Annotated in this window: 14 protein-coding genes and 2 tRNA genes; 4 read left to right on the plus strand and 12 right to left on the minus strand. The window is 66.3% G+C overall.

Going from position 1 to position 15,429, the window contains the following annotated elements:
- Window position 1 precedes the first annotated feature (1 nt).
- A complete protein-coding gene (gene rnr, locus AC3A6B_RS12995) occupies window positions 2-2,257 on the minus strand; it encodes a ribonuclease R (protein WP_487837265.1) in 2,256 nt (751 codons plus the stop codon).
- 91 nt (window positions 2,258-2,348) lie between these two features.
- Between rnr and AC3A6B_RS13000 the strand changes: the two genes are divergently transcribed.
- Window positions 2,349-2,433, plus strand: a tRNA-Leu gene (locus AC3A6B_RS13000).
- 82 nt (window positions 2,434-2,515) lie between these two features.
- Here the strand turns inward: AC3A6B_RS13000 and rimO are convergent.
- The 7 genes from rimO to AC3A6B_RS13035 all read right to left on the minus strand — a co-directional run bounded on the left by rimO (window position 2,516) and on the right by AC3A6B_RS13035 (window position 9,651).
- Entirely contained in the window at window positions 2,516-3,922 is a 1,407-nt protein-coding gene (gene rimO / locus AC3A6B_RS13005) for a 30S ribosomal protein S12 methylthiotransferase RimO (RefSeq protein WP_487837112.1), read from the minus strand.
- A 39-nt stretch (window positions 3,923-3,961) separates the two neighbouring features.
- The gene (gene phaR, locus AC3A6B_RS13010; protein WP_487837266.1) at window positions 3,962-4,498 is read right to left on the minus strand and encodes a polyhydroxyalkanoate synthesis repressor PhaR; all 537 of its coding nucleotides are present in this window, start codon (window positions 4,496-4,498) and stop codon (window positions 3,962-3,964) included.
- Between the two features lie 95 nt (window positions 4,499-4,593).
- Window positions 4,594-4,962: a hypothetical protein gene (locus AC3A6B_RS13015; RefSeq protein WP_214681351.1), complete on the minus strand. Its 369-nt coding sequence runs from the start codon at window positions 4,960-4,962 to the stop codon at window positions 4,594-4,596.
- A 155-nt stretch (window positions 4,963-5,117) separates the two neighbouring features.
- Window positions 5,118-5,717, minus strand: coding sequence for a hypothetical protein (locus AC3A6B_RS13020; RefSeq protein ID WP_487837113.1), 600 nt, complete (start codon window positions 5,715-5,717; stop codon window positions 5,118-5,120).
- A 757-nt stretch (window positions 5,718-6,474) separates the two neighbouring features.
- Complete coding sequence (locus tag AC3A6B_RS13025; RefSeq protein WP_487837114.1) at window positions 6,475-6,867, minus strand: hypothetical protein; 393 nt, start codon at window positions 6,865-6,867, stop codon at window positions 6,475-6,477.
- Window positions 6,868-7,292: 425 nt separating this feature from the next.
- Window positions 7,293-7,369, minus strand: a tRNA-Val gene (locus AC3A6B_RS13030).
- Window positions 7,370-7,419: 50 nt separating this feature from the next.
- Complete coding sequence (locus AC3A6B_RS13035; protein WP_487837115.1) at window positions 7,420-9,651, minus strand: RelA/SpoT family protein; 2,232 nt, start codon at window positions 9,649-9,651, stop codon at window positions 7,420-7,422.
- A gap of 116 nt (window positions 9,652-9,767) precedes the next feature.
- Here AC3A6B_RS13035 and AC3A6B_RS13040 point away from each other — a divergent pair, with 116 nt between their 5' ends.
- Window positions 9,768-10,538: a 3-hydroxybutyrate dehydrogenase gene (locus AC3A6B_RS13040; protein ID WP_487837116.1), complete on the plus strand. Its 771-nt coding sequence runs from the start codon at window positions 9,768-9,770 to the stop codon at window positions 10,536-10,538.
- A 38-nt stretch (window positions 10,539-10,576) separates the two neighbouring features.
- Here the strand turns inward: AC3A6B_RS13040 and AC3A6B_RS13045 are convergent, their stop codons facing one another.
- Both AC3A6B_RS13045 and AC3A6B_RS13050 read right to left on the minus strand, forming a co-directional pair.
- Window positions 10,577-11,248 carry an SIMPL domain-containing protein gene (locus AC3A6B_RS13045; protein WP_487837267.1) on the minus strand — a complete coding sequence of 224 codons (672 nt, stop codon included), beginning with the start codon at window positions 11,246-11,248 and terminating at the stop codon, window positions 10,577-10,579.
- A gap of 103 nt (window positions 11,249-11,351) precedes the next feature.
- The gene (locus tag AC3A6B_RS13050) at window positions 11,352-11,618 is read right to left on the minus strand and encodes a hypothetical protein (protein WP_487837117.1); all 267 of its coding nucleotides are present in this window, start codon (window positions 11,616-11,618) and stop codon (window positions 11,352-11,354) included.
- 256 nt (window positions 11,619-11,874) lie between these two features.
- Between AC3A6B_RS13050 and ompR the strand changes: the two genes are divergently transcribed.
- Together ompR and AC3A6B_RS13060 are read left to right on the plus strand one after the other, a co-directional pair.
- On the plus strand, window positions 11,875-12,606 hold the full coding sequence (gene ompR, locus AC3A6B_RS13055; protein ID WP_028250078.1) for an osmolarity response regulator transcription factor OmpR: 732 nt from the start codon (window positions 11,875-11,877) through the stop codon (window positions 12,604-12,606).
- An 82-nt stretch (window positions 12,607-12,688) separates the two neighbouring features.
- Window positions 12,689-14,089, plus strand: a complete 1,401-nt coding sequence (locus tag AC3A6B_RS13060; protein WP_487837268.1) for a sensor histidine kinase — start codon at window positions 12,689-12,691, stop codon at window positions 14,087-14,089.
- A gap of 115 nt (window positions 14,090-14,204) precedes the next feature.
- On the opposite strand, the gene ispF is transcribed toward AC3A6B_RS13060, so the two are convergent.
- Together ispF and ispD are read right to left on the minus strand one after the other, a co-directional pair.
- Window positions 14,205-14,690: a 2-C-methyl-D-erythritol 2,4-cyclodiphosphate synthase gene (ispF, locus tag AC3A6B_RS13065; RefSeq protein WP_487837118.1), complete on the minus strand. Its 486-nt coding sequence runs from the start codon at window positions 14,688-14,690 to the stop codon at window positions 14,205-14,207.
- Window positions 14,687-15,400: a 2-C-methyl-D-erythritol 4-phosphate cytidylyltransferase gene (gene ispD, locus AC3A6B_RS13070; RefSeq protein WP_487837119.1), complete on the minus strand. Its 714-nt coding sequence runs from the start codon at window positions 15,398-15,400 to the stop codon at window positions 14,687-14,689. The genes ispF and ispD overlap by 4 nt, the downstream gene beginning before the upstream one ends.
- Window positions 15,401-15,429 lie beyond the last annotated feature (29 nt).

Consider the following 15,429-nt stretch of genomic DNA (forward strand, 5'->3'; position numbering starts at 1 on the left):
TTCAACGGCGCGGTTTGCGCCCTTTCATCTTGTTGGCCGCCTTCTTGACAGCCGACCTGAAGGCCTGCATCGCCGATTGCGGCGCAGCCGGAGCGACCCGGTCGCTGCGTTCGACCGCTGCTTCAGGCTTCTTGCTGCGCGCACTGCGCTTGGCCGATGCCTTGGCCGGCACGCCGCCGGTGGCGACGCCCTTGTCCTTCATGGCACGCGTGCCCAGTTCCTCGCCCTCGCGCACCAGGCGGAAATCGATCTTGCGGCCGTCGAGATCGACGCGGCTCACCTGCACCCGCACCCGCGTGCCGATCGCATAGCGGATGCCCGTGCGCTCACCGCGCAATTCCTGCCGCTGCTCGTCGAACTTGAAGTATTCGCCGCCGAGCTCGGTGATGTGGACCAGGCCCTCGACATACATCGCATCGAGTGTGACGAAGATGCCGAAAGTGGTGGCCGCCGTGACCACGCCGCCGTACTCCTCGCCGAGGTGCTCGCGCATGTACTTGCACTTGAGCCAGGCTTCCACGTCGCGGCTGGCTTCGTCGGCGCGCCGCTCGTTGGCGCTGCAGTGCAGGCCGGCAGCCTCCCAGGCCAGCACTTCCTTGCTGGGCGCCACCGTGGCCTTCTGCGGCTTGGCGGTGGGCGCCTTCACGCGCGACGCAAGCCGCTTGGCGAGCTTCGCATGCGCCTCACCCGGCGTCGGCAGCATCGGCAGCTGGTACTTGGTCTTGCCGAGGATGGCCTTGATCACGCGATGCACCAGCAGATCGGGATAACGCCGGATCGGGCTCGTGAAGTGCGTGTAGGCCTCGTAGGCCAAACCGAAATGGCCGCTGTTGATCGGCGTGTAGATCGCCTGCTGCATCGAACGCAGCAGCATGGTGTGGATCTGCTGCGCGTCGGGGCGCTCCTTGGTCGCCTCGGCGATGGCCTGGAACTCGCCGGGCTTCGGATCGTCGGTGATCGAAAGCCCGACGCCCATTGCCTTCAGATAGCCGCGAAGGATCTCCTTCTTCTCGGGCGTCGGCCCCTCGTGCACGCGGTACAGGCCCGGATGCTTGCCTTCGGCGATGAAGTCCGCGCTGCAGACATTGGCCGCCAGCATGGCCTCCTCGATCAGGCGGTGCGCTTCGTTGCGCGTGCGCGGCACGATCTTCTCGATGCGGCCGGCGTCGTCGCAGATGATCTGCGTCTCGGTGGTCTCGAAGTCGACGGCGCCGCGCTTCGAACGCTGGTTGAGCAGTGCGCGATAGACGTCGTGCAGGTTCAGCAGGTCCTTCACCCGGTCCTTGCGCTTCGCCGCTTCCGGCCCGCGCGTGTTGCCGAGGATGGCAGCCACCTCGGTGTAGGTGAAGCGCGCATGGCTCCACATCACCGCCGGATAGAACTGATAGGCGTAGATCTCGCCGTCGGACGCGACCAGCATGTCGCAGACCATGCATAGGCGCTCGACTTCCGGGTTCAGCGAGCACAGCCCGTTCGACAGTTTCTCGGGCAGCATCGGGATCACGCGGCGCGGGAAGTACACGCTGGTGGCGCGGTCGTAGGCATCGATGTCGATCGCGGAGCCGGTCTGCACATAGGAACTGACATCGGCGATCGCGACCAGCAGGCGCCAGCCTTTGCCGCGGCCCACCTTGGCGGGTTCACAGTACACCGCATCGTCGAAGTCGCGCGCATCCTCGCCATCGATGGTGACCAGAGGCACGTCGGTCAGGTCGATGCGGCCCTTCTTGTCGGGCGCTCGCACCTTGTCGGGCAGGGCTTTCGCTTCGGCCATGCAGGCTTCGGAAAATTCGTGCGGCACGCCGTACTTGCGCACCGCGATCTCGATCTCCATGCCCGGATCGTCGATCTCGCCGAGCACTTCTTTCACGCGCCCGACCGGCTGGCCGAACAGCGCGGGCGGCTCGGTCAGTTGCACGACCACCACCTGGCCGACCTTGGCCGTGCCAGTCGCGCCCTTGGGAATCAGGACATCCTGGCCGTAGCGCTTGTCTTCGGGCGCGACCAGCCAGATGCCGCCTTCGTGCAGCAGGCGGCCGATGATCGGCTGCTCGGGCCGCTCGATGATCTCGACCACGCGGCCTTCGGGACGACCGCGCCGGTCCTGGCGCACGACGCGCGCCTTGACGCGGTCCTTGTGCAGGACCGCACGCATCTCATTGGGGGGCAGATAGATGTCGGCTTCACCATCGTCGCGCTGGACGAATCCGTGCCCGTCGCGATGACCTTGCACCGTGCCTTCAACCTCGTCCAGCAGTCCGCTTGGGTGGCTTAAATTTTTGATATGATCTCTCTCTTTCCTGAAATTCAAAACCTGTTGCAAGGGTTAGTTCCCAAGCAGCACGTGGGCCCAGATGGCGGAATTGGTAGACGCACTAGTTTCAGGTACTAGCGAGTAACATCGTGGAGGTTCGAGTCCTCTTCTGGGCACCAAGTTTAGATAATCCCTCGCGGGATTCCTCGATTCAAGCCACCGGTTTCCGGTGGCTTTTTTCTTGTCTGTCTGCGGCATCTATTAGACAGGCAGCGCGATCAGGTCGTGACCCTCGGCGCCGACGATGCGGGCCCGGGTGAATTCGCCGACCTTCAAGGTCTTGCTGATCTTCTCGGGCGGCAGCAGCCGCACGATGCCGTCGATCTCGGGCGCATCGGCGTAGCTCCGGCCCACTCCGCCCCTGCGCCCCATGCCCGGCGCTGAATCCACCAGCACCTGCATCGTCGCGCCGATGCGCCTTTGCAGCTTCGCGATCGACACCGCTTCGGCCACTTCCATGAAGCGCGCGCGCCGCGCTTCGCGCTCCGCCTCGGGCAGCATGCCCGGGATGTCGTTGGCGGCAGCGCCCTGAACCGGGCTGTAGGCAAAGCAGCCCGCACGATCGACCTCCGCTTCGCGAACGAAGGCCAGCAGGTGCTCGAATTCCTCCTCCGTCTCGCCGGGAAAGCCCGCGATGAAGGTGCTGCGGATCACGAGCTCCGGGCACACCTCGCGCCAACGCGCGATGCGTTCCAGGTTCTTCTCGCCGCTGGCCGGCCGCTTCATGCGCTTGAGCACGTCCGGATGGCTGTGCTGCAGCGGCACGTCGAGATAAGGCAGCACCTGGCCGCTTGCCATCAGTGGAATGACCTCGTCGACGCTGGGATACGGATACACGTAGTGCAGCCGCACCCAGGCGCCATAGGGCTCGGCGATTTCGCCGAGCGTGCGCACCAGCTCGAGCATTCGCGTCTTGACCGGCTTGCCGTCCCAGAAGCCGGTACGGTACTTGAGATCCACCCCGTAGGCCGAGGTGTCCTGGCTGATCACCAGCAGTTCCTTGACGCCGCCTTCGAACAACGCCTTGGCCTCGCCGAGCACGTCGCCGACCGGCCGCGATACGAGGTCGCCGCGCATCGAGGGAATGATGCAGAAGGTGCAACGGTGATTGCAGCCTTCGCTGATCTTCAGGTAGGCATAGTGCCGCGGCGTCAGCTTCAGGCCGGCGATGCCGAAAGCCTGCGGCACCAGGTCGACGAAGGGGTCGTGCGGCTTCGGCAGGTTCGCGTGCACCGCATCCATCACTTCCTGCGTCGCATGCGGGCCGGTGACGGCCAGCACGCTGGGGTGCATCTGGCGCACCAGGTTGCCGCCCTCTTCGCCCGTCTTGGCGCCCAGGCAACCGGTCACGATCACCCGGCCGTTGCCGGCCAGGGCCTCGCCGATGGTGTCCAGGCTTTCCTTCACAGCATCGTCGATGAAGCCGCAGGTATTGACGATCACCAGGTCGGCGCCCTCGAAAGTCTTGGAGGTCTGATAGCCCTCGGCGCTCAGCTGGGTGAGGATCAGTTCGGAATCGGTCAGCGCCTTGGGGCAGCCGAGGCTCACGAAACCGACCTTGGGGGCGGTCGGCGCGGCAATTCGTTCAGGGGAGGCAACTTCGCTCATATCCCCCTATTGTCCCAGCTATCCGGCTCCGCGCTCGATCTAGGGACGCTTGATGCCAAAGGCGCCCAGGACCTGCTCTGTGTTCTTCTGCATTTGCTCCTGCATCTGCAGGAACGCATTCTTCGATTGCTCGACGTAACTTCCCATCAGCCCCTGCAGCATCGGGGACTGCATGGTCATGAACCGGGCCCACATCTCGGGCGTCAGGTTCTGCGCCTTTTCGGCCAGTTGCGCCTGTACCTCCGTCATCGCCTGGATATTCTTCTCCAGATAGGGGCCCATGTAGCTCTGCATGGCCTGGCCGTAGAAACGAATGATGTTGGCCAGCACCTGTTCGGTGAACATCGGCGCGCCGCCGGCCTCTTCTTCAAGAATGATCTGCAGCAAGATGCTGCGCGTGAGATCGTCGCCGCTCTTGGCGTCGCGCACCACGAAGGGCGCCTTGTCCATCACCAGTTGCTTGACTTCGGTGAGCGTGATGTAGGTAGAGGTTTCCGTGTCGTAGAGCCTTCGGTTCGGATACTTCTTGATCACCCGCTGTACCGGTTTGGCACCGGCGGATTTCTTGCTCTGCACTACGGACTCCTTCAAGTTTTCACGCCAGGGGCGCGCGAACAAATTCTAGGGAGCGGTTTTGCTGCACCGCGCCAAGGTTTACCCTGACGGGAGCGTCAGTCCAGTGAAGTGGCGTACTCGGCGCCGCACACCTTGCAGACCGCCGATTCGGGGCGCTCTTCGGTATTTTCGCGAAAGTGCAAGGGACTCTTGACGCCGTTGAAAACCCAGCAACGCGGGCAGTGCTCCTGGCCGGCCAGCGGCAGATAGCCTCGGGCCCGCTGCTCGGCGCGCTCTCGCGTTACGGGAGCACCCTGCCGCACGGTACGCGCGACGTCTTCAGCCGCCATGGTGCCGGCGCGGCCGTTGGCGCGATCGTTGAGCCCGTAGACCACGCGCGCGAATTCGAGGGGCGCTTGCCGCAACAGTGCGGCGAGACGAAGCTCCTCGAGTGCCGGGTCGCTCTCAGCCGCAGGCGTGTTCATCGGTTCCCTGAGTCAAGTGCTTTGGAGATGGCGGACGGCCAAGTTACCACAACTGACGGCGTATTCGCCAGTCGACGAAGGCAGTAGGCCTTGCGTCGAGGGGGCCCTCGGTCAAACGGATGCTGCGATCAAGAAAAATCGTCGCTGATCGAGCTCTATGACGGCGCCGAGCCCTGACCACCCGCGTCGCCATCGCTTGATTTTTCCGGCGCGTGCGCCGGTTCGTCGATCCAGGCTTGCCGCCCTCGGGTGCGCTCGACAGCAACGGCATCTGGCCGTTCCATTGCGTGCCGTACGAGTAGACGTTGCTGAGAATCTCTGATCTGGCGGCTTGCAGCTTCGGACGATTGCTCAGGCGTCGTCGTGCTTTGACGCAGCCCGCTCGCCTGGCAGCGCGGCTTCGGTCGCCGCTGGTTCCGGCGTTGGGGCGGGAGACAGCGACATCGGGCGCTCGCGCTGCTGTCGCAGAAGCTCTTCCAGGTCCGCGGCCGTTGCGCGCTCCGTGCTGGCAGCAGGCTCGCGTTGCGCCTGCCCTCTCGATCGACGGCCGGCGCTTTGCAGACGGCCGCCGCGAGCGCCGGCGTGTCGAACTTCAATCCCGTGCGATCGATCCGGACCGTCGCCATTTCGAGGGCAGGCAACTCCGGGTGAGCCTTGCTGAACGCCACCAGTTCGGCAAAGGGGTCGTTCGGCGTGCGCTTCACGCCGAATGTCTTGTCGACGAAGGCATCGAGGATGGCCACGGTGATGAACACGCTGGTGTCGCGTTGCCGCTCAGGACCGTATTGAGGTGGTTCAGTATGTGCACCGTCCGTCGTGAGAACGTGGGCACCTCGTGGTAGTCGCCCTCGCCATAGGTTCGGCCGCAGTACCACAGGGATTGCACCGTCACAGGCTTCTTCTCGAGGGCGCACTGCAGTGCCCGCCTCATCTCGCGCACGGGCACGATGTCGTAGACGTTCTCGATCGTCCTGCCGATACGCTTGAGGTCGACGTTCGAGGTCGATCCGACCAGGCCGCCCTTGGGAAGGCCTGGCGCCCCTTCGCCAGTGTTGGAAATTCCTGCTTGAAGAGGCGGTGCACTTCGGCAGTGCTCAAGCTCGCCACGTCCGTCGACGAAGGCTCGACTGCGCGGTCGGGTTCGCTCGTGGCGGCCGCAGGCTCCTTTGACGCAAGCGCAGCGTCGCCCGGCGCCTGCGCGGACTTCGTCTCCGTTGAAACGGCCTGGTCATCCTCTCGCTGCGGCTCGACCTCGATGAGCCGCCGCGGCGTCGGACAGATCACGCTCACCGCGCCTTCACCCCGCGCGCCCATCCGTGCAAGTGCATCGGCGAGCGCCTCCTTCATCGTCGCGCCGCGAAGCCTCTCACGGCAACATCGGCGCCCGCGTCGCACAGGAGGAAGCCCGCCGAAGACCGCTCAACCATCACAGGACGCCTCCCCAGCAAGAGGCCCACGGCAGTGGCCTCGTTGATCTGGATCAGGGCCGGCTCGCCGAGATCCAGCGTGACTTCATTTCGACGCAGGCGGAACACGCCCCTCACCACTCGTTCGACGTAGCCGAGTTCCATCCGCGCCAGACGCGGCAAGCCCGCGCGCGAGACGTTGTCCCGCCTGCTCGGGCACTATCGCCTCGGCGGCGCTGTACAACTCCCAGGCGTCGCCTTCGTCGATCGGGCCCTTCATGTCCCCGACGGCTTCGCACAGCTGCGCGATCAACGCGTCGGCGAGCCGCTCCCGCCCCTTGGCCTCGTCGTCCTCGAAGTACACGACCGTGAGCTCCGCTGCGCTGTGGGAGAGTTGCAGTCTGCTGCTCGAGGCCCTGCCGTTGCGCCGGGCCGGGTCGCCCGGGCCCGCGGCCAAGGTCGGTTCTTCCGCCTCTTCCAGCTCTTCCGCCGCCTCCATAGCGTCCCGCCCGATACGCCGAATCCATGCTCGCCTCCGGTTGCGCGGGTCGCTGGGGCAGACCACGCATTCAATGCTTCAGTCGGACAACGCGCGCCACGCGCGGCTCGCCGAGATCCCTTGTGCAGCGACGCACTCGTGCTCGCTTGACCAAGCGGCGGATGCGGGCGCGCACGGTGAGTAACGGAATCGGGGCTGCCGTTCCCGTGAAGCGCGAATGCGCCGTTTGCCTGCGATCCCTTGCGTCATCGAGCTCTGCGATGGGTGGGACAGGGAACAGCCAGGATGCCGCGCACGGCGGATGTCATGTGGACTGACGTGCCGGCGACGATATAGAGAGGGACGGTTGCAGGCAGCGCTCGGGGCAGGTCCTGCCCGGAATTTCCCTGCGAAGTCGAAGATGGTTGGTCTTCGAAAAGGGAAATTGGTAGGCGCGATTGGACTCGAACCAACGACCCCCACCATGTCAAGGTGGTGCTCTAACCAGCTGAGCTACGCGCCTAAGGATGTGTCCGAGAAGCCGAGATTGTAGCAGGCTGAGGAGCCGGTTTTTCAGCGGCGACGCGCAGAACGCACACCGGCCACCGCGGCCACCACGTTGAGCACCTGCGCGAGCCGTGCGGCGTCGGCGATCTCGATCGTGAACGTCATCCATGCGGTGCCCTTGACGGACTGAGTCTGCACGCCGATCACGTTCATCTTCTCGCGCGCGAACACGTCGGAAATATCGCGCAGCAATCCCTGGCGATCGGCGGCTTCGACCGCCACGTCGACCGCATAGACCGAGCCCGCATCGGCCTTCTGCTCGCCCCACTCGACGTCGATCACGCGCTCGGCATCGCGCGTGGCCATCATGCGGAAGCTGCTGCAGTCCGCGCGGTGGATGCTGACGCCGTGGCCTCGGGTCACGAAGCCGCGGATCGCGTCGGGCGGCGCCGGCTTGCAGCACTTGGCGAGCTGCGTCATCAGCGAGGAGACGCCGACCACCAGCACCCCGCCCTTGCCCGCATTGCCGCCGGCGCGCGCCTTCTTGATGATCACGCCGTCGTCCGGACCGGGCGCGGGCTCCGGGGGACGCAGCAGCATCTCGATGTTGCGCAGCGAGAACTCGTCCTTTCCCACCACCTCGAACAGGTTGTCGGCCGACTTGAAGCCCAGCTGCGAGGCGAGGTCGTCGAGCTTCAGCGCGGTCTTGCCTTCGCGCTGCAGCACCTTCTCGACCGCCTCGCGGCCGCGCGCCACCGTCTCGTGCGTGATCTGCGCGTTGAACCAGGCCCGCACCTTCGCGCGTGCGCGATGGCTCGCGAGGTAACCCAGCTCGGCATTGAGCCAGTCGCGCGAGGGGCCGCCTTCCTTGGCCGCGATGATCTCCACCGTCTGCCCGTTCTGCAGCGGCGTGTTGAGCGGCACCATCGCACCGTCGACGCGCGCGCCGCGGCAGCGGTGGCCCAGGCTGGTATGCACCGTGTAGGCGAAGTCGACCGCCGTTGCCCCCTGCGGCAACTCGACGATCGCCGCATCGGGCGTCAGCACGTAGATGCGGTCGTCGAACAGCCCCTGCCCCTGCGAGCCGCCGGACAGGTCGCGTTCCCAGGCCAGCAGTTGGCGCAGCACCGCGATCTTGGCGTCGTACTCGCCGCTCGCCCAGACGCCGGCATAGCCCTTGTGTCCCGCCTCCTTGTAGGCCCAGTGCGCAGCCACGCCATGCTCTGCGTGGTCGTGCATCTCCTCGGTACGGATCTGGATCTCGATCGGCTTGCCGGCTTGCCCGTCGACCACTTCGCGCACCACCGTGTGCAGCGACTGGTAGCCGTTGGGCTTGGGACGCGCGATGTAGTCGTCGAATTCCTCGTCGATCGGCTGGAAGTGCGAATGCACCCAGGCCAGCGCCGCATAGCAATCCTTGACGTCTGCCACCACCACGCGCAGCGCCATGATGTCGAAAACCTGCGCGAAGTCGAGCGACTTGCCGCGCATCTTCTTGACGATGCTGTAGATGTTCTTCGGCCGGCCCTGCACCGTGGCCTTGACGCCCTCCTCGGCCAGCTCGCGTTCGAGCCGTGCGCGCAGTTGCTCGACATAGCCTTCGCGCTCGATGCGCTTCTCGTCCAGCAACCGCGCGATGAGCTTGTAGGTCTCGGGCTCGAGAAAGCGGAAGGACAGGTCTTCGATCTCCCACTTGACCTGCCAGATACCGAGCCGATTGGCGAGCGGCGCGAACACCTGCAGCGATTCGCGCGCCACGCCTTCGGGCACGGGCTGCTTGCTTGCCGCTGCATGCCGCAACGTCTGCAGGCGCGAAGCCAGCCGCAGCATCACGACCCGCAGGTCGCGCGAGAACGCGAGCAGCATCTTGCGCACGTTCTCGGTCTGCGTGCCCGCGCCATCCGCCAGGTGCGCGCTGGCCGTGGCCGAACGCGCCTGCTTCTGCACATGCACGAGCTTGGTGGTTTCCACCGCCAGCGCCGCGAAGTTGTCGCCGAACACCTTGGCGATCACTTCCTGCGGCCGGTTCAAGTGCTGGCACGAATAGACCAGGTAGCTTGCCGCCTGCATCGCTTCTGATCCGCCCATGGCTGAGACGATCGCGGCCACTGCATCGGCATGCGCGAGCGTGTTTTCGCCGGTGTCCAGCGTTTCGTCGGCGATCAGCGGCTCGGCGAAGGCGCGCGCGCGCCCGAGCATGTTCTCGACCACCGGCGTGCGATCGGCCGTCGCTGCCGACAGCGGGTAGTCGACCACCGCGGAGCCGGACAACGAGAGATTGGGCTGTTCGCGCTTCACTCGGTCGCTCCCTCCCGGGTAGCGTGATGGAGAGCAGGCTCGGTCATGAAACAGGGGGAAGTCGCGATGAAGATAATTGTCTCGTTGCATCCTAATTCATCCGGAGATTGACCATCATGCTCAAAGGCAAAACCGCGCTTGTCACGGGGTCCACCAGTGGCATCGGCCTCGGTATCGCGAAGGCGCTGGCGCAAGAAGGCGCCAACATCGTGCTCAACGGCTTCGGCGATGCCGACAAGCCGAGGGCGGAGATCGAAGCGCTCGGCGTGAGGGTCGGCTACCACGGCGCCGATATGAGCCAGCCGACGCAGATCGAAGAGATGATGAAAGTCGCAGCCGAAAAGTTCGGCCGCGTCGACATCCTCGTCAACAACGCCGGCATCCAGCACGTCGCGAAGGTCGAGGACTTTCCGGTGGAGCGCTGGGATGCCGTGATCGCGATCAACCTCACGAGCGCTTTCCACACCACCCGCCTCGCCGTGCCCGCCATGCGCGAAGCCAACTGGGGCCGCATCATCAACATCGCCTCGGCGCACGGCCTCGTGGCCTCGGCCCAGAAATCCGCCTACGTGGCGGCAAAGCACGGCATCGTCGGCCTCACCAAGGCGGTGGCGCTCGAAACCGCGACCACCGGCATCACGAGCAATGCGATCTGCCCCGGCTGGGTGCTGACGCCGCTGGTCCAGAAGCAGATCGACGACCGCTCGGCACGCGAAGGCATTTCGATCACGCAGGCGCAGAACGATCTGCTGGGCGAGAAGCAGCCTTCGCTGCAGTTCACCACGGTGGAACAGCTGGGCGGGCTTGCAGTGTTCCTGTGCTCGCCGGCAGCAGATCAAGTCCGCGGCGTCGCCTGGCAGGTCGACGGCGGCTGGACCGCCCAATAAAATAGGCGGCCGCCTTGGGGCGGCCCGGCGGCGACCAACTATTTCAGCTGCACCGAGCCCGAAACGTTGACGACGACGCTGGTCTTGCCGGCCTCGACCGGCACCGCCGCGTCGTAGTTCATTTTCGACGACGCCTCCGCCGCCATCATGCGCGGCCGGATCGGCCCGCCCTGATTGGCGTTGATCGAGATTTCGCGCAAGGTGTAGCCGCCGAAGCCGAAGCCCTTGGCCAACTCGCCCGCTTTCTGCTTGAAGTTCTCGATCGCGATCGTTTGCGCCTCGGCCTCCACCTTGGCGCGCTGCTCGCGGCTCAGGCCGAAACCGATGCCGCCCACCGTGAGCGTGGAGACGCGACCCGCCGTCTGCGTGATGCGCGGAAAGTCCTTGCCTTCCAGCACCAGCTCGGTCGTGCCCTGCCAGCCGGTGAGCTTGCCGTCGCGCGTGTAGCGCGGCACGAGGCTGAAATTCCCGGTGCGCACGTCCAGCAGGCCCGGCTGCGCGTTCTTGCGCGCCTCGGTCAGGGCAGCGTCGAGCGCAGTCTTCAGCTGCGCCTGCACCGTCGCGGCGTCGGCCGCATCGCGCGTGGTGCTGAGCGTCATGCTCAGCAGGTCCTGCTGCACTTCGACCGTTCCCGTGGCCGACAGCTGCAGTACGTTCTGCGGCGGCGCCCAGGGCGCGACCTGGGCCATGGCGGCGCCGGCGCTCATCATCAACACGGCACAGGCCGCGATTCGTCTGACATTCTTGTTGTTCAAGGCAATGAAACCCAAGTGGAGAAAAGAGAAAAAGCATCGAGCCCGCAAGGGGGCCCGCTCACGGGCGCAGGCTGCGCGGCGCCACCATCACCCTGCCTGTCGACGAGGGCAAGGGCGTCATCCGCTCAGCCGGCTGCGATTCTGCCGAGTGGACGACGTCCTGTCGCGGTGTCGATTGCTGGCGCACCTGCTGCCGCAACTCGGCCAGTTCGGCGGCCGTTAGACGGCGGCCGGCCGCTGCTTCCTGGCGCCGCACCTCCTCGCGCTTGGCAGCCCGGTGAGCTTCCACAGCGTCGCGCACCTCATTGCGCCGCAGATCGCTCACCGGCAGGAATCCCCAGGGTTCGGCCCCGGAGGGAGCCGAGGAGCAAGCGAGCAAGACAGTCAACGCGAGTACAGTCGATTTCATGATGCTGAGTCAGGGGGGCAAAGTCACTGTGCCACCCCTGCGCATGGCGCAGACGTCTGGACGGCGAGCTCCCGCAAGTTTTGTAACTTAGTGTCAAAGCATTATGAAAAGCGGCTCAATGGGCTCCTAACGGCTTCAGAATCGGCGTTGTTACAAATTCAGCGTTGTAGAAATGAATCAAGCTCCCGCCCGCACAGACAAGATCGTCATCGTCGATGACGACGCCCGCATCCGCGACCTGCTGCGCCGCTACCTGACCCAGGAAGGTTTCGAGGTCATCGTTGCGGAAGACGGCAAGGCCCTCAACCGCATACTTTTGCGCGACACGGTCGACCTGATCGTGCTCGACCTGATGATGCCCGGCGAAGATGGTCTCTCGGTCTGCCGCCGCCTGCGCGCCGCCAACGACCGCACGCCGATCATCATGCTCACCGCCAAGGGCGAGGATGTGGACCGCATCGTCGGTCTCGAGGTCGGCGCCGACGACTACTTGGGCAAGCCCTTCAACCCGCGCGAGCTGCTGGCGCGCGTGCATGCGGTGCTGCGCCGCCGCCCGCCGCTCGAGGCGCCCGGCGCGCCCTCGACCGACAACGAAACCGTGAATTTCGGCCCCTTCAGCTTCGACCTCGGCTCGCGCACGCTCAAGAAGGACGGCGAGGAACTCTCGCTGACCACCGGTGAGTTCGCCATGTTGAAGGCGCTGGTGCGGCATCCGCGACAGCCGTTGTCGCGCGAAAAGCTGGCCCAGCTGGCGCGCGGCCGCGAGTTCGAACCCTTCGACCGCAGCCTGGACGTGCAGATCTCGCGCCTGCGCAAGCTGGTCGAATCCGATGCCGCGGCGCCGCGCTACATCCAGACGGTCTGGGGCGTCGGCTACGTGTTCGTGCCGGACGGCACGACCTGAAGCGCTGACGCTCGTGGCCGCCACCCTCGGCCCCAAGACGACACAGCCCAGCCCTTTCGGCGAAGACGGCCCCCAGGTCACCTTGCCGAGCCCGCTGGAGGGCCTGGGCCAGTCCAGGCGCCGCCCCAGGCTGCAACTCGGCCTCAGCCTCTTCTGGCGCACCTTCTTCCTGCTGGTGCTGCTTCTGATCGGCTGCACGGTGGCCTGGCTGCAGACTTTCCGGGCGCTCGAGTACGAGCCGCGCGCCATCCAGACCGCACACCAGATCGCGTCGCTCGTCAATCTCACGCGGGCGGCGCTGGTGTATTCCGATGCCATCACGCGCGTGTCGCTGATCAAGACCCTGGCCGACCAGGAAGGCGTGCGCATCCTGCCGCGCGAGCCGAACGACCGCTTCGTCCCCTACACCACCGGGGCGCTCGACCAGCGAGTGACCGAGGAGCTGATCGACCGCCTCGGAGAAGGCACGACGGTGGCCAGCCGCGTCAATGACGAGCCCGGGCTCTGGATCGGATTCACGATCGAGAGCGACATGTACTGGCTGCTGCTCGACCCCACGCGCTTCACGCGGCTGGGCGGGCGCACCTGGCTGGTCTGGCTGGTGACAACAATGATGCTGTCGCTGGCCGGCGCGGCCCTGATCACGCGCCTCATCAACCTGCCGCTCAAGCAGCTGTCGCGGGCCACCATGCAGGTGCGCGAAGGCGAGTACGAAGCGCACCGGCTCGACGAACGCGCGCGCACCAACGAGATCCGGGCGGTCAACGTCGGCTTCAACCGCATGGCCGACCAGCTCGCCAAGATCGAGCAGGACCGCGCCGTGATGCTGGCCGGCATCTCGCACGACCTGCGCACGCCGCTCGCGCGCCTTCGGCTCGAAACCGAGATGAGCGTGACCGACGAGGACGCGCGCGACCACATGGCGGCCGACATCGCGCAGCTCGACGCCATCATCGACAAGTTCCTCGACTACGCGCGCCCCGACCACGTCGACTTCAAGCCGGTGCTGCTGCGCGACGTGATCGATGCCTGTACCTACGCGGTGCAGGACCACGAAGACATCCGCATCACGGTGGACGTGCCGGCCGACCTGCGCGTGATGGCCGACGAGGTCGAGCTCCAACGCGTGATCTCGAACCTGATCGAGAACGCGCGCCGCTACGGCAAGACGCCGTCCACCGGCGTTGCCGACGTCGCGATCCAGGCGCAGGCGCACAACGACGCGGTGCTCATCAAGGTGCGCGACCACGGCGCCGGCGTCGCGCCCGCCTTGCTCTCGCAGCTGAGCAAGCCCTTCTTCCGCGGCGACGTGGCACGCACCTCGGCCGCGGGCGCGGGGCTGGGCCTGTCGATCGTGACCAAGAACATCGAGCGCATGGGCGGCACCTTCGCGCTCACCAGCACGCCGGGCCGAGGCCTCGCAGCCCACATCCGCATGCCGCGCGCCGCTGCGGTCAAGCCCGAAGTACCGGCGGTCAAGTAGCGCCCGTTTCGGGGAACACCGCGGAACCAGCTTTGCCGGGCCGCTGGTGTTGCCCCCGGCGAGGGGGTCGGCGTAGCGACACGAAGTGCGCGAAGCCTGGGGGTGAGCTTGTTCTTCAGCGGTGAAGCAGCGCGACGGCGCGCGCTTCCATCGCCCGGCCCTCCCCGACCGGGCCGAGCTTCTCGGCCGTCTTCGCCTTCACATTGACCTGGTCGACCGAGATCTCGAGCGCGGCCGCGATGCGCGCGCACATGGCCGGGATGTGCGGCGCGAGCTTGGGCGCCTGCGCGACCACGGTGCTGTCGACGTTGCCGATCTGCCAGCCCGCCGCACGCACGCGGCGCGCGGCCTCGGCCAGCAGCGCGGCGGAGTCAGCGCCGCGGAACTGCGGATCGGTGTCGGGAAAGTGCCGGCCGATGTCGCCGAGTCCGGCTGCGCCGAGCAGCGCATCGGTGATCGCATGCAGCAGCACATCGGCATCCGAATGGCCGAGCAGGCCGGTGCTGTGCGGTACCTCGACGCCGCCCAGGATCAGCTTGCGGCCCGCCACCAGCTGATGGACGTCCCAGCCCTCGCCGACACGAACATTGAAAGCGGTCATGGCTGTGCGACGCGCCGGCTGTGCAGAACCGCCTCGGCCAGCGCGAAGTCCTCGGCATAGGTCAGCTTGAAATTCTGCGCGCTGCCCGGCACCAGGAGCGGCGCGAGGCCGATCGCCTCGATCGCGCCGGCTTCATCGGTCACCGCATCGCCGGCGCGCTCCAGCGCATCGAGCAGCATGCCGATGCGGAACATTTGCGGCGTCTGGGCCAGCCACTTGTCGGCGCGGGTCAGCGTGCTTGCCACGCGGCCGTCGGGCGAAGCGACCTTGAGCGTGTCCGGCAGGCGGTGCGCCAGCAGGCCGCCGACGGCGTCGTGCTCGCAGGCGGCGATCAGCGCTTCGATCTGCGTCGGCGTGACCAGGCAGCGCGCGGCATCGTGCACCAGCACCCAATCGTGCGGACCGGCGCCGAGCTGTCGCAGTGCCATGAGGCCGTTGCGCACGGTGGCGGCGCGCGTCGGGCCGCCCACGTGCAGCAGATGTTCTCCCTCGGCCGGGAAACGCGGCAAGGCGGCCGAGACCTCGCGATCCTCCGGCGACACCACCAGCGCAATGCCCGCAAAGCGCCCCGCCAGCGCGCGGAACGCGTCGAGCGTGTGGCGCACCATCGGCCGGCCGGCGATGCGCTGGTATTGCTTGGGCCCCGTGCCGCCCGCGCGGTTGCCCGAGCCCGCACAGGGGATCAACACGAAAAGACGGGAAGCGATCATGGGAGTCGAGGCACGAGCGGCAAAAAGGC

This window comes from Variovorax sp. Soil_C_33 (assembly GCF_057656935.1).